General features: G+C 65.6%; 12 protein-coding genes. 9 read left to right on the top strand and 3 right to left on the bottom strand.

Going from position 1 to position 13097, the window contains the following annotated elements; translation table 11 throughout:
- Positions 1 to 17 precede the first annotated feature (17 nt).
- The 3 genes from QMA10_RS14985 to QMA10_RS14975 are packed head-to-tail and all read right to left on the bottom strand — an operon-like array spanning position 18 to position 3543.
- A complete protein-coding gene (locus QMA10_RS14985; RefSeq protein ID WP_290169603.1) occupies positions 18 to 920 on the bottom strand; it encodes an ABC transporter permease in 903 nt (300 codons plus the stop codon).
- Positions 920 to 1873, bottom strand: a complete 954-nt coding sequence (locus tag QMA10_RS14980) for an ABC transporter permease (protein ID WP_290169600.1) — start codon at positions 1871 to 1873, stop codon at positions 920 to 922. Before QMA10_RS14980 ends, QMA10_RS14985 begins: the two co-directional genes overlap by 1 nt.
- A 2-nt stretch (positions 1874 to 1875) precedes the next feature.
- On the bottom strand, positions 1876 to 3543 hold the full coding sequence (locus tag QMA10_RS14975; RefSeq protein ID WP_290169598.1) for an ABC transporter substrate-binding protein: 1668 nt from the start codon (positions 3541 to 3543) through the stop codon (positions 1876 to 1878).
- A gap of 119 nt (positions 3544 to 3662) precedes the next feature.
- On the opposite strand from QMA10_RS14975, the gene QMA10_RS14970 reads away from it, so the two are divergent.
- The 9 genes from QMA10_RS14970 to urtE all read left to right on the top strand — a co-directional run bounded on the left by QMA10_RS14970 (position 3663) and on the right by urtE (position 13056).
- Positions 3663 to 4379: a YoaK family protein gene (locus QMA10_RS14970; RefSeq protein ID WP_290169595.1), complete on the top strand. Its 717-nt coding sequence runs from the start codon at positions 3663 to 3665 to the stop codon at positions 4377 to 4379.
- 39 nt (positions 4380 to 4418) lie between these two features.
- Complete coding sequence (locus tag QMA10_RS14965; RefSeq protein ID WP_290169592.1) at positions 4419 to 4988, top strand: GNAT family N-acetyltransferase; 570 nt, start codon at positions 4419 to 4421, stop codon at positions 4986 to 4988.
- A gap of 211 nt (positions 4989 to 5199) precedes the next feature.
- Positions 5200 to 6939 (top strand): L-lactate permease, encoded by a 1740-nt coding sequence (locus QMA10_RS14960; RefSeq protein WP_290169590.1) that lies wholly within the window; start codon positions 5200 to 5202, stop codon positions 6937 to 6939.
- A 9-nt stretch (positions 6940 to 6948) separates the two neighbouring features.
- Positions 6949 to 7962 carry an alpha/beta hydrolase gene (locus QMA10_RS14955; RefSeq protein WP_290169587.1) on the top strand — a complete coding sequence of 338 codons (1014 nt, stop codon included), beginning with the start codon at positions 6949 to 6951 and terminating at the stop codon, positions 7960 to 7962.
- Between the two features lie 173 nt (positions 7963 to 8135).
- The gene (gene urtA / locus QMA10_RS14950) at positions 8136 to 9362 is read left to right on the top strand and encodes an urea ABC transporter substrate-binding protein (protein WP_290169582.1); all 1227 of its coding nucleotides are present in this window, start codon (positions 8136 to 8138) and stop codon (positions 9360 to 9362) included.
- 49 nt (positions 9363 to 9411) lie between these two features.
- Positions 9412 to 10296 (top strand): urea ABC transporter permease subunit UrtB, encoded by an 885-nt coding sequence (urtB, locus tag QMA10_RS14945; RefSeq protein WP_290169579.1) that lies wholly within the window; start codon positions 9412 to 9414, stop codon positions 10294 to 10296.
- On the top strand, positions 10293 to 11540 hold the full coding sequence (gene urtC, locus QMA10_RS14940; protein ID WP_290169578.1) for an urea ABC transporter permease subunit UrtC: 1248 nt from the start codon (positions 10293 to 10295) through the stop codon (positions 11538 to 11540). Before urtB ends, urtC begins: the two co-directional genes overlap by 4 nt.
- Positions 11537 to 12364 carry an urea ABC transporter ATP-binding protein UrtD gene (gene urtD, locus QMA10_RS14935; protein ID WP_290169576.1) on the top strand — a complete coding sequence of 276 codons (828 nt, stop codon included), beginning with the start codon at positions 11537 to 11539 and terminating at the stop codon, positions 12362 to 12364. Before urtC ends, urtD begins: the two co-directional genes overlap by 4 nt.
- Positions 12364 to 13056 (top strand): urea ABC transporter ATP-binding subunit UrtE, encoded by a 693-nt coding sequence (gene urtE / locus QMA10_RS14930; RefSeq protein WP_290169574.1) that lies wholly within the window; start codon positions 12364 to 12366, stop codon positions 13054 to 13056. The genes urtD and urtE overlap by 1 nt, the downstream gene beginning before the upstream one ends.
- Positions 13057 to 13097: the final 41 nt, after the last annotated feature.

The following is a 13097-nucleotide window of genomic DNA, read 5'->3' as shown; positions in this document are numbered from 1 at the left end:
CGGTGTACGTCATGGTGTCACTTTCGGCTGGAGTTGGCGGGATCGAGGGCGTCACGCAGTGCGTCCCCGAAGAGGTTGAAGGAGAGGCAGATGGCCGCGATGGCCAGGCCCGGGAAGATGGCGGCGGTCGGTGAACGGAAAATGTACTGCTGGGCATCCGACAGCATGATGCCCAGGCTGGGCGTGGGCGGCTGGATTCCCAACCCCAGGAAGGACAGCAGCGCCTCGCCGATCACCGCCACCGGCATGATGACCGTTGCCTGCACAATGACGGCCGAGGCGGCGTTGGGCAGCACGTGGCTGAAGATGATCCGCAGCCCGGAGGCATCCATCGTCTTGGCACCGAGCACAAAATCGCTTTCCTTGATCCGCAGGGTCTCTCCCCGGACCACCCGGATCATGGTGGGCACCTGGGCAATGCCCAGGGCTACGGCAGCGTTGGAGAGGCTGGGGCCGCTGATGGCCGCGAGTGCCACCGCAATGATCAGGAAGGGAAAGGCCAGCGTCACGTCAGTGAGGCGGGAAATAATGCCGTCGAGCCAGCGCCAGTAACCGGCCAGCAGGCCCAGCGGGGTGCCGATCACCACGGCCAGCGCCACCGACAGGGCACCGACTTTAAGCGACGCCTGGATTCCGAAGAGCAGCCGGGAGAAGATGTCGCGGCCCAGGTCATCGGTGCCCAGCAGGAAGCCCACGGTGCCGGGCTTCTGGAACGGTGTCTCGAAGTGCACCTGGGTGGGGCTGTAGGGAGCGAGGACGGGGGCGAGGATGCCGGCCATAACGACGAGCGCCAGCAGAATTCCGCCGGTCAGCCCGAGGGGGTTGTGCAGGAGGGATTTGAGGACCCTGCCGCGTCCGGTGCCCAGGCCGGCGTCTGCCCCGGGCGGGGTGGGCGGAAGAACGGTCTCGGTAACAGCCATTAGTTGCTTCCTCCGACTCGGATGCGCGGATTAATCAGGGAGTACAGGATGTCCACGGCCAGGTTGATCAGGATGTAGGAAACGGTGATGATCAGCACCACGGCCTGGATGACCGGGTAATCCCGGGTGAACACGGCGTCCAGCGTCAGCTTGCCGAATCCCGGCAGGGCGAAGATCCGCTCGGTCACCACCGCCCCCGAGATGAGTCCGCCCAGCTGCAGGCCTACGATCGTGACCACCACAATCAGGGAGTTGCGCAGTCCGTAGCGCATCAGGACCCGCCCCCTGCCCAGGCCTTTTGCGCGGGCGGTCCGGACGTAGTCGGTGCTCATGGTCTCGATCATGGAGGCTCTGGTCTGGCGCATGATGACGGCGGCCAGTCCGGTCCCAAGGATCAGTGCCGGCAGGGTCAGGTAGTAGATTCCGCGCAGCGGATCCTCGGTGACGTCCACGTAGCCCGAGGCTGGAAACCAGCCCAGCGTCACGGACAGGTAGAGGATGGCCAGGATGCCCAGCCAGAAGTTGGGCACGGACAGGCCCACCAGGGCAAAGCCGTTGGCGGCCCATTCCGGCCACCGGCCGCGGAAGCGTTCGGCGATGACGCCGAACAGGATGCCCACGATCACGGCCACGGCTATGGCGTAGGCGGACAGCCACAGGGTGACCGGGAGGGTGGTGGCAATCAGGTCGGTGACTGCGGTGCCGGTCCGGGTGGAGGTGCCGAAATCCCCCCGGAACATGTTCCCGATGAACTTTCCGTACTGGGTGATGACGGATTCATTCAGGCCCAGCTGTTCCCGGACGGCTTCCACCTGCTCGGGGGTGGCTTCCTCCCCCGCCATGGCCAGAGCGGGGTCGCCGGGCAGCTGGCGGACGCCGAAGAAGATCACCAGCGAGGCCAGGACCAGGGTCAGTGCGGACTGCCAGAGGCGGGTGCCCAGATAGCGGAGCATGCTCAGCCCTCCTTTTCCACGAATGCTGCGGTACCCAGCCGGACCACGCCGTCGGGATAGGTGGCCACCCCGGCAACGTCCTTGGTGTAACCGGTCAGGCTCCGGACCCGGTACAGGTACAGGATGGGGTTGTCGGCCTGGACCTGCCGGACGACCTGCCCGTAGAGAGCGGCCCGCGTGTCAGGATCCGTTGACTGGGCGGCTTCCGTCAGCAGCCTGTCCACCTCAGGGTTTGAGTAGCCGGAGTAGTTGTTGCCGCCGCCGGTCTTCAGGAAGTTGGACATGTTGCCGTGCGGATCAATCCGGCCGGACCAGCCCAGCTGCAGGGCCTCAAAATCGCCGCGGGTCTGGACGTCCAGCAGGGTTGAATATTCCACCGGCCGGATGGTCAGGTCAAAGCCGCCCTCGGAGACCGCCGCCTGCAGCGCCTGGGCGTAGCGCAGGGTGTCCGGGGAATTGCTGACCTGCAGGGTGATGGGAAACGGCACCTGTGCTCCGGTGGACTCGAGCAGGGCGCGCGCGGCTTCAGGATCATAGTCCAAGCAGTCTTCACTGAGCTCGGAAGCATACGGGCTGCTCGGAGACACGGGCGAACATGCCGGCTCGTACCAGCTGTTGAACACCGTGTTGACCAGCGCTTCCCGGTCAATGGACATGGACAGCGCCCGGCGGATATCTGCCTCCCGGGCCAGAGGCGTGCCCGGGTCTCCGGGCGGCTCGCCCGTGCCGTCCACGTTTCCTATGTTCACCGTCATGGCCTGGTAACCCAGCGAACCGATCTGCAGGATGCCCAGGCCCTGCTCCTGGACCAGCGCATCCACATCCTGCGGCGAAATGGTATCCGCCACCTGCACGTCCCCGGAGCGCAGGTTGGCCGCCCGGATGTTGGCGTCCGTCATGATGCGGTACGTGATGGTGTCCAGATGAACGGCACCGGCGTCGTAATACAGGGGGTCCCGTTCCACTGAAATGGAGGTCTGCGGAACCCGGTCCTTGAATTTGAACGGGCCAACACACACCGGATGGTCACCGAAAGCATCCCCGGCCTGCGCCAGGGCAGCGGGCGAGAGCATCATCCCGGCACGGTCTGCCAGCGCGGCATTCAGCGGGGCAAAGGGTGTCTCGTAGACGATCTCAAGGTTAAAGTCATCGACGGCGCTGATGCTGCTGATCGGTCCCAGCTCGCCCTTGCGGGTGGAGCCCTCCAGCGTCAGATGCCGTTCAAGGGTTGTTTTGGCGGCCTCGGCGTTGAAAGGCGTTCCGTCGGCGAAGACGGCGTCGGCGCGCAGCGGGATTCTGACGGTCAGGCCATCCGCCGAGATCTCAGGAAGTTCGGTTGCCAGCTGGGGTGCCAGTTCGCCTTCCGCGTTGATGTCATAAAGCTTCTGACACATGGTCTGCATGACATAGCGCGTGTAGAGGGAGGATGAAGTGGTGGGATCCAACCGGTCCGGCTCGGCGGAGAGGGCCATCACCAGGTCCCCGCCTTCAATGATTGTTTTTCCGTCCAGCTCCGCGGCAGGAACATCCTGGCGCTCCGGAGCGGGTTCCAGTGCCTGGATCGGTGCGCAGGCGCCCAGCAGCAGAACCGCGGCACCGCCCGCTGCCGCGGCTTTGACTCCGGACCAGCCCCGGCCGGGCAGGCTGCGTGAAGTGCGAAATGATGCCATGGAAGTCCTTGAATCTCGAGGGTCCGGCTTTTGAATACAATCGAAGCTACACCCATAAGTTCGTATACAGTTACCTAATTCACATTTTTTCTTGAACTTTTCCTGAAGGAGATCGCGGCGTGAAGCGTCTTAATGCGGTGCCCACCGAGCGGGTCCATCTGTGGCTCATGCTGTCGCTGACCTTTTCCACCGGAGTGGTGGACGCCGTCGGCTATCTGGGACTGGACCGGGTCTTCACCGGCAACATGACGGGAAATGTTGTCCTGCTGGGCATGGCCTTCGCGGGCGGGGCGGACCTGCCGATCCTGCGGCCGGCGCTGGCGCTGGTCTTCTTCATGCTTGGCGCCGCCCTGGCCGGACGGATGCTGCGCAAGGGTCCGGAAGGGTGGTCCTGGCGCACATCGGTTGCCCTGACCGTTGTCGCCGCCGGCCTCACCGTGCTCGCCGTGTTTGTTGCGCTGGCGGATGTCCGGGGCAACGAAGTGCTGGGCAGCGTCACCACCTCCACCATGGCCGCGGTCATGGGGGTGCAGGCGGCCACTGCCAAGCGGCTGAAGGTCGCCGAGATCACCACCGTGGTGGTGACATCCACCATCACCGGGCTGGCGTCCGATTCCAGGCTCGCCGGCGGGAGCAGCGGGTACTGGCAGCGGCGGGCACTGGCCATTGCCCTGATCCTGCTCGGCGCACTGGCGGGCGCGGCGGCCCTGAAGGTGGATCTGTGGCTGGGACTGGCCGTGTCTGCGGCCATCTCGATTGCCGTGGCGGTGATGGGCTACGTACGCCACCACCGAGAGGGCAGGACCGCTGCCGCTGCCGAGCCTGCAGCACCCTAGGACCGCTGCCCGGACCGGAGCGTGCCTTAGAGTGGGTCCATGCCCGCACAGGATGTAGCCGACTGGACTCCGGTCCACACCCGCCGGCTGATACTCCGCCGCCCCGAAGCCGCTGATGAGCCTGCGGCCCTGGATCTGCACACCGATCCCCGGACCAACGTGCACCATCCTGCCCCGCGCACCGTGACCCGCGCTTCCTCGGCCCGGATCTTCCATGAAATAGGGCTCCACTGGTACCGCCACGGGTTCGGCGTGTGGGCCGTGAGCACGCTGGATGATCCGCAGACGCTGATTGGGTTCACCGGCCTCTCCCACCGGCTGGTCCATGCCCGCCCGGCACTGAACCTCTATTACCGCTACCTTCCTGAAGCCTGGGGCCGCGGCTACGCCACCGAGGGTGCCCGTGAGGCGGTCCGGCGCGCAGAGGAATTTCTTCCCGGCCTGCCGGTGGTTGCCTATACAACGGCGGACAACATCGGTTCGCAGCACACTGCCGTTGCCGCGGGATTGGTCCGGCGCGAAGACCTCGACGTTGACCGCGGCACCTACCGGGACATTTATCTGGCCCGGGGCTGGTATACGGAGCGCCAGCAGGGACCCGTCGGCTAAAAGCCGCAGCAGCACGCCCGGGGAAGACCTGCCGTCAACCCCGCTGCGCGGTAGACGGGAATTTTAGCGGTACCGGGCGCCCCGATTCCGCCGCCGGGCCTAGGCTTGGTGTGGGCTCTCCCGAGTTGTCTGCAGCCCGCGTTTTGGCGGCCTTGCCCGCTTCCCGTGTTTTTCCGTTGACGCCGCCGTCCGGCGTGACCCGGAGGTAATCATGGACAGCTTCACCCCCAGCACCGACGCGGTAGCCAACAGCATTGTCTGGTCAGCACTTCTGGCGCTCGTCCCCCTGCTGCTGTTCTTCTTTCTTCTGGCGGTCGTCAAGACCAAGGCCTACGTTGCCGGGGCCTGGTCCCTGCTGGCGGCCCTGGTCATCGCTGTGCTGGGATTCTCGATGCCCGCGGGCCTGGCGCTGCTCTCGGCCACGCAGGGTGCAGCGTTCGGGTTGTTCCCGGTGGTGTGGATCATCATCATGGCCGTGTGGCTGTATCAGGTCACCGTCCTGAGCGGCCGGTTCGAGGATCTGCGCCGCGTGTTCGACGCCGTGGGCGGCGGTGATCTGCGGGTCCAGGCCATCCTCGTAGCCTTCTGCTTCGGCGGTCTGCTCGAAGCGCTCGCCGGTTTCGGCGCCCCGGTGGCGATCACCGTCACGATGCTCCTGGCACTGGGCATCGCCCCCATCCGTGCTGCGGCCGCGGTCCTGGTTGCCAACACGGCTCCGGTGGCCTTCGGGGCACTGGCCATTCCCATTACGACGGCGGCCAATCTCACCAATTACACGGGTGAAGAGATCGGCGCGGTGGTGGGGCGCCAAACCCCGCTGCTGGCCGTCTTCATCCCGCTGGTGCTGCTGTTTATCCTGGACGGGCGCAAGGGCCTGCGCGACTGCTGGCCGGTTGCCCTGCTCACCGGCGCCGTGTTTTCGGTGATGCAGTTCCTGTGCTCCAACTACTTCTCCTATGAGCTCACCGACATTGTCGCCTCGCTGGTGGCCATGGCTGCCGCCGTCGGCTTCCTGCGCGTCTGGCATCCGCGCAACGGAGAAGAGGCCGACGCGCGGATGAGCAAAGAACTGGCCGCGGCCCGGGCCTCCGGCTGGACTCCGGCGGGCGGCAGCGGGAACGCGGAGATCGGTACGGCCGCAACGGACACGGCGGCGGACCGGCTGACACCCGGCCGGGCGTGGATGGCACTGTTTCCCTATGTGCTGGTGATCGCCGTCTTCGGGATCGTCAACCTGTGGACCTGGGGCATCAACATTCCCGAGGCCCTGGAGAAGACGATCGTCAAGATTCCCTGGCCTGTCCTGCATGAGAAGCTGCTGGACGCCAACGGGCAGCAGCAGTCCTCCACCGTCTACAACTTCGAATGGCTGATCAGCCCGGGCACCCTGCTGCTGATCAGCGGGCTCATTGTGGCCGTGGTCTATTCCCGGTTCAACGACGGCGGGCGGTATCCGCTGGCCATCAGCGAGGCTCTCAGGGAAATCGGCCGCACAGCGCTCCGGATGCGTTCTGCAGCCATGACCATCCTGGCGGTGCTGGCCCTGGCCTATGTCATGAACTTTTCCGGACAGACCGTCGCGATCGGAACCTGGCTGGCGGGAACCGGAGCATTCTTCGCGTTCCTTTCCCCGGTGCTGGGATGGATCGGCACTGCAGTGACCGGTTCGGACACCTCGGCAAACGCCTTGTTCGCCAAGCTGCAGCAGACCGCCGGGATCCAGGCCGGAATTGATCCCCAGCTCCTGGTGGCCGCCAACACCGGCGGCGGCGTGATGGGCAAGCTGATCAGCCCGCAGAACCTGGCGATTGGTGCGGCGGCGGTGAACATGAGCGGACAGGAATCGGTGCTGTTCCGCAAAGTTGTGGGCTGGAGCCTCATCCTGCTGCTGGCTCTGTGCTGCATCGTCTTCCTTCAGTCCACACCGGTGCTCAACTGGATGCTGCCGTAGTATTCCTTCATGCCCAGTCTTGCCCGTCTTACCGGAACCGCCGTGGCTGCGGTCGCCGCTGCCGCCGCCTTTCGCCTCAATCCGTGGCCCTCGGCGCTGCTCATCCGCGCCGTGTTTTACCGCGGCGCCCGGCAGCTCGCCGCCGTCATGCGCGCCCATGTCCCTGAGGGCGGCGTGGTGGAGCACCGGGGCGTGGCCTTTGAGGGCAGCCGCAGCGGCACCCTGGATCTCTTCGTTCCGGAGGGTGCCGCGGAACCGGTGCCGCTGGTGGTCTGGATCCACGGCGGTGCGTGGCTCTCCGGCAGCCGGAACGACGTCGAACCCTACCTGCGCATCCTGGCGGGCGCCGGATTCGCGGCAGCGGGCGTGAGCTACACCCGCTCACCGCGCGCCGTGTACCCGCAGGCCGTGGAAGAAGTGGCAGCAGCACTGGGTTTCCTGCAGAAGCACGCCGCGGACTACGGCGTTGACCCCGGCCGGGTGGTCCTGGCCGGAGACTCCGCCGGCGCCCAGCTGGCGGCCCAGCTGGCGGTGCTCACCACCAACCCGGAATACGCAGAGCGGACCGGCCTGCCCGTTCCGCTGAGCCCCGGGACCCTGCGCGGCATCATCCTGCACTGCGGCATCTACGACGTCGCGGCGCTTTCCTCGCTGCAGGGCATCCTCGGCTGGGGTTTCAAGACCGCCCTGTGGGCCTACTCCGGGAAACAGGACTGGTCCCGGACCGCCGCCGGGCGGGACATCTCAGTGCTCAGGGATGTCACCGAGCTGTTTCCTCCCGCCCTCATTACCGGCGGCAACGGGGACAGCCTGACCGGAACACAATCCGCTCCGCTGGCCGCCCGCCTCGCTCAGCTGCACTCGGATGTCCGGTTCCGTGCCTGGCCCGCAGACCATGAACCGCCCCTGCCGCACGAATACCAATTCCATTTGAACCGGCCGGAGGCGCAGCAGGCGCTAACGGAAACACTCGCCTTTCTCACGGACGTGTGCTCAATGGACACGCCGCTGAAAAGCGCCTGAAACAAAAGAAATATCAGGGAAACGCAAATACCGAAAACCTGAAACACGAGTCACCTAAATTGAGGAAACGGCCCAACGAGAGGCCGCTTCACCGGCTTCGCTGATCATCAGCACGGCCCTCAGAAATAAGGTGCTCAGTGAAAGTACAAAGCATTAAAGGCGCTTTCATTCCCGTGGCAGTCACTGCGCTGGCTGCGGTTTTGACGGGGTGCGGTTCCCAGATTTCAGACCCCGCAGCGGCCGGACAGCCCAGCGGCGGAACGGAATCCTGTGTTGACACGTCCGGGGACAGCATCAAAGTCGGTTTCCTGAATTCCCTCTCCGGCACCATGGCTATTTCCGAAACCACCGTTTTTGACTCCCTCTCCCTGGCCGCGGAAGAAATCAATGCCGACGGCGGCGTACTGGGCAAGCAGTTGGAGGTCATCAGCGAAGACGGCGCCTCCGAACCCACCAAGTTCGCCGAACGCGCCGGCAAACTGATCCAGCAGGACTGCACCGCCGCCGTCTTCGGCGGCTGGACCTCATCCTCCCGCAAGGCCATGCTCCCCGTGTTTGAATCCAACGACGCACTGCTGTTCTACCCGGTGCAGTACGAGGGGCTGGAGTCCTCGGAGAACATTTTCTACACGGGCGCCACTACCAACCAGCAGATCATTCCGGCCCTGGATTACCTCGCGGAGCAGGGCACCAAGACCATTTTCCTGGTGGGCAGCGACTACGTCTTTCCCCGCACCGCCAACAAGATCATCAACGCCTACGCCGAGGCCCACGGGATGGAAATCGTCGGCGAGGAGTACACACCGCTGGGTTCCACGGAATTCTCCACCATTGTGAACAAGGTCCGCGATTCCGGAGCCGACGCCGTCTTCAACACCCTGAACGGCGACTCCAACGTGGCATTTTTCCGCCAGTACACATCGGTGGGCCTGACCCCCGACACCATGCCCGTGGTTTCGGTGTCCATCGCCGAAGAGGAAGTACCGGGCATCGGCCTGGAGAACATCGAAGGCCAGCTCACCGCCTGGGACTACTACCAAACCCTGGACACCCCGGCCAACACCGCATTTGTCAGTGCCTTCAAGGACAAGTACGGCGCGGACCGTGTCACCAGCGATCCGATGGAAGCCGCCTACACCTCCCTCTACCTGTGGAAGGAAATGGTGGAAAAGGCCGGCTCCTTTGACGTGGACAAAGTTCAGGAGGCCGCCGACGGCGTGAGTTTCGAAGCGCCCGAAGGCACCGTCACCGTCAACGGGGACAACAACCACATCACCAAAACCCCGCGGATCGGCAAAATCACCTCCGACGGCCTGATCGAAACCGTCTGGGAAGCACCGGAGGCCGTGGAGCCGGACCCGTACCTGGAGAACTACGACTGGGCATCGGGCCTGTCCTGATTTCCGTCCCCGTCCCCGCCCGTTCTTCCACCTGAAAGGTCCGCTGCGCATGGAACTGCTGATAGGACAAATGTTTGCCGGGCTCAGCCTCGGCTCGGTGCTGCTGCTGGCGGCACTGGGCCTGTCGCTGACCTTCGGCCAGATGGGCGTCATCAACATGGCCCACGGGGAGTTCATCATGGCCGGTGCCTACACCGCGTTTGTGGTGCAGCAGGCTCTGGGCAGCGCAGGGGTTTCCCTCCTGCTGTCCCTGCCGGCGGCTTTCCTCGTGGGCGGAACCATGGGGCTGATTCTGGAAGAACTGCTGCTCAAGCGGATGTACCACCGCCCGCTGGACACCCTCCTCGTGACCTTTGGAGTCTCGCTCATCCTGCAGCAGATGGCCCGGGACATCTTCGGCGCCCCGAGCGTGGACGTCCGGGTTCCCGCCTGGCTGCAGGGCAACGTGGAACTGCTCGGAGCACCCATTCCGCTGACCCGGCTGTTCATCCTCGCCCTGGCGCTCACCTGCCTCGCGGCGCTGGCCCTGCTGCTGAAGGCAACCCCGCTGGGCCGGCGGATCCGCGCCGTCGTCGTGAACCGGGATCTGGCCGAATCCAGCGGCATTTCCTCCCGGCGCACGGACCAGCTGACGTTCTTTGTCGGGTCCGGCCTCGCCGGAATCGCCGGGGTGGCAGTAACCCTGATCGGATCCACCAGCCCGTATCTGGGTCCCAACTACATCGTGGACGCCTTCCTCGTGGTGGTGGCCGGCGGCATCGGGCAGATCAAGGGAGCAGCCATCGCCGCCTTTGCCCTGGGCGTGCTGCAGTCCGTGTTCGAATTCTCCACCACCGCAAGCATCGGCAAAGTGCTGATCCTCGCGGCCATCGTGATCTTCCTGCAGGTACGTCCGCAGGGCATCTTCACCCTCAAGACGAGGAGCCTGGCATGAGCACCGACACCATCCGCAGAACCACCGGCGGTTTCGCCGCCCGCCTCACTTCCGTTCGGCAGTCCCGGACAGGGGTCCTGGCCGGCTTCGCCGCCGCGGCGGTCCTGCTGCTGGTCGCCGCGCCCGCACTGCTTCCGGTCTTCAGCCTGGGGCTGCTCGGCAAGTTCCTCTGCTTCGCCATCGTGGCGGTGGGCATCGGCCTGGCCTGGGGCCGCGGCGGGATGCTGACCCTTGGCCAGGGCGTGTTTTTCGGCCTCGGTGCCTACATCATGGCCATGCACATGAAGCTGGCCGACGCCGCACTGTTCGGCGGGTCGGGCGTTCCGGACTTCATGGCCCTGTACGGCACCGGCACCGTGCCGGGCTGGTGGGAACCGTTCCGCAGCCCCGTGGTGACCGTTCTCGCCGTCGTGCTGGTACCCGGGGTGGTGGCCCTGATCCTGGGCCTGGCGATTTTCAAGCGCCGGGTCAAGGGCGCCTACTTCGCCATCCTCAGCCAGGCGCTGGCCGCCGCATTTGCGGTGCTGCTCATTGGCCAGCAGGCCACTACGGGCGGATCCAACGGGCTGAGCGGTTTCCGCTCCTTCTTCGGCTTTGACCTGGCGGACCCCGCCAACAAGCGGATGCTGTACCTGCTGACCGCTGTTGTGCTGCTGGCTGTGGTGGCGGCGGCGCGGCAGCTGATGCACAGCCGGTTCGGCGAACTGCTGGTGGCCGTGCGCGACCAGGAGGAACGGGTCCGGTTCCTGGGCTACGACCCCGCGACCGTCAAGACCGTGGTCTACGTGCTGGCGGCGGTGATGGCCGGTGTGGCGGGTGCACTGTTTGTCCCGCTCGTGGGCATCATCTCTCCGGCCGATGTGGGAGTCACCCCCTCCATCGCGTTCCTGATCGGGGTCGCCATCGGCGGCCGCTCCACTGTGCTCGGGCCGGTGCTCGGCGCCCTGGGCGTGGCCATTGCGCAGACCTCGCTCGCGTCCTCCTTCCCGTCCTTTTGGGTGTACTTCCAGGGGCTGCTGTTTGTCCTGGTCATCGGGTTCCTGCCCGGGGGCCTGGCCTCACTGCCAGCCGTCCTGGGCCGGCTGCGGCGGAAGAGGAACGACGACGGCGGAGCCGCCCGGGCGTCCGCCCCGGCAACAAGTGCAGCACCCGTCCCGCCCGCCGTGCCGCGGGCACACCCAATCCACGCCGCGGCTTCACCGCTTGCAGCCGTTCCCGCCGCCGCTAAGGAGCACCGCCCGTGAAACACCAGATGATTGCCGCGGAACAGCCCCGTCTGTTGCTGCCCCAAGCGGAACCGCAGGCAGGCGGCCAGCGCTCCGGACGTCCGCAGTACCTGGAGGTCCGCAACCTGAAGGTGGTCTTTGACGGCTTCACTGCCGTTGACGGAGTCAACCTTGACGTGACGCAGGGCGATCTGCGGTTCCTGATCGGCCCCAACGGCGCCGGGAAGACCACCATCATCGACGCGATGACCGGACTCGTTCCGGCCACCGGGTCCGTCAACCACACCGGCACCGAGATTCTCGGCCGCAAGGTTCATCAGATCGCGAAGCTCGGCGTCGGCCGCACCTTTCAGACCGCCAGCGTCTTCGAGAACCTCTCGGTGCTGCAGAACCTGGACATTGCGGCCGGTGCCCGGCGGCGGCCGCTGGAGCTGCTGCGCCGCCGCCGCGGCACGGACCCGGCCGTGGACGAGGCTTTGGAAATCATCGGTTTGGAGCACCTGGCGTCCAAACAGGCGGGGACTCTGGCTCACGGGCAGAAGCAGTGGCTGGAGATCGGCATGCTGCTGGTGCAGAACTCGGAACTGCTGCTGCTGGATGAACCTATCGCCGGCATGAGCCAGGATGAGCGCGCCCAGACCGGAGAGCTGCTGCGCCGGATCGGCGCCAGCCGGATCACGCTCGTGATTGAACACGACATGGATTTTGTCCGGGAGTACGCCACGTCGGTGACGGTCCTGGCGGGCGGCAAGGTCCTCAGCGAGGGAAGTGTGGCACAGGTGCAGGCGGACCCGCGTGTGCAGGAAGTCTATTTGGGCACCACGCCCGCGAAAGGACACTGATGCTGGAAATTAAGGACCTCAAGGCCGGGTACGGGCGCACCGAAGTCCTGCACGGTGTCTCCGTGACGGTGCCGGATGACGCCGTCGCCTCCGTCCTGGGGCACAACGGCGCCGGGAAATCCACGCTGCTGCGCGCCGTCGTCGGCATCATTAAACCCGCCTCGGGATCCATCCGCTTCAACGGCGAGGACATCGCAGGGCTGCGCCCGCATCAGCGGGTGGCACGCGGGCTGGCATACGTTCCCCAGGGGCAGCAGTCCTTCGGTCCGCTGACCACCCTGGAAAACCTGCGGCTGGCGGCGGACGGACGCAAGCGCGGCAAAGCCCTGGTGGACGAGGCACTGGACATGTTTCCGGCGCTGAAACCGCTACTGGCCCGGCGAGCCGGACTGCTCTCCGGCGGACAGCGGCAGCAGCTGGCCATTGCCCGCGCACTCATCACCGAACCCACGCTGCTGATCCTGGACGAACCGACCGAGGGCATCCAGCCCAACGTTGTGGCCGAAATCGAACAAACCATCATGAACCTCGCCTCACGCAACGGCATGCGGGTGCTGCTGGTGGAACAGCACATAGGTTTCGCCCTGCAGGCTGCAGACACGTATTACGTCCTGGCGGCCGGGCGGGTCAGTTCAACCGGCTGCGGGGGTGCATCCGCTGCGGAAACGGTTCGGGAGGCCATGTTGATCTGAGGCATATCCGCGCTAGGCTCGTTCCCACATCGGTCGTCAAC

This window comes from Arthrobacter sp. APC 3897, from assembly GCF_030407495.1.
Taxonomy (GTDB): Bacteria; Actinomycetota; Actinomycetes; order Actinomycetales; family Micrococcaceae; genus Arthrobacter_B.
This window is presented reverse-complemented; position numbering and strand designations above follow the sequence as displayed.

Excerpts from the sequence above, each read along its gene's own strand:
- QMA10_RS14985 (WP_290169603.1), bottom strand. The coding sequence starts at position 920 with ATGGCTGTTACCGAGACCGTTCTTCCGCCCACCCCGCCCGGGGCAGAC.
- QMA10_RS14980 (WP_290169600.1), bottom strand. The coding sequence starts at position 1,873 with ATGCTCCGCTATCTGGGCACCCGCCTCTGGCAGTCCGCACTGACCCTG.
- QMA10_RS14975 (WP_290169598.1), bottom strand. The coding sequence starts at position 3,543 with ATGGCATCATTTCGCACTTCACGCAGCCTGCCCGGCCGGGGCTGGTCC.
- QMA10_RS14965 (WP_290169592.1), top strand. The coding sequence starts at position 4,419 with ATGCCCGCACAGGATGTAGCCGACTGGACTCCGGTCCACACCCGCCGG.
- QMA10_RS14960 (WP_290169590.1), top strand. The coding sequence starts at position 5,200 with ATGGACAGCTTCACCCCCAGCACCGACGCGGTAGCCAACAGCATTGTC.
- QMA10_RS14955 (WP_290169587.1), top strand. The coding sequence starts at position 6,949 with ATGCCCAGTCTTGCCCGTCTTACCGGAACCGCCGTGGCTGCGGTCGCC.
- urtB (WP_290169579.1), top strand. The coding sequence starts at position 9,412 with ATGGAACTGCTGATAGGACAAATGTTTGCCGGGCTCAGCCTCGGCTCG.
- urtC (WP_290169578.1), top strand. The coding sequence starts at position 10,293 with ATGAGCACCGACACCATCCGCAGAACCACCGGCGGTTTCGCCGCCCGC.
- urtE (WP_290169574.1), top strand. The coding sequence starts at position 12,364 with ATGCTGGAAATTAAGGACCTCAAGGCCGGGTACGGGCGCACCGAAGTC.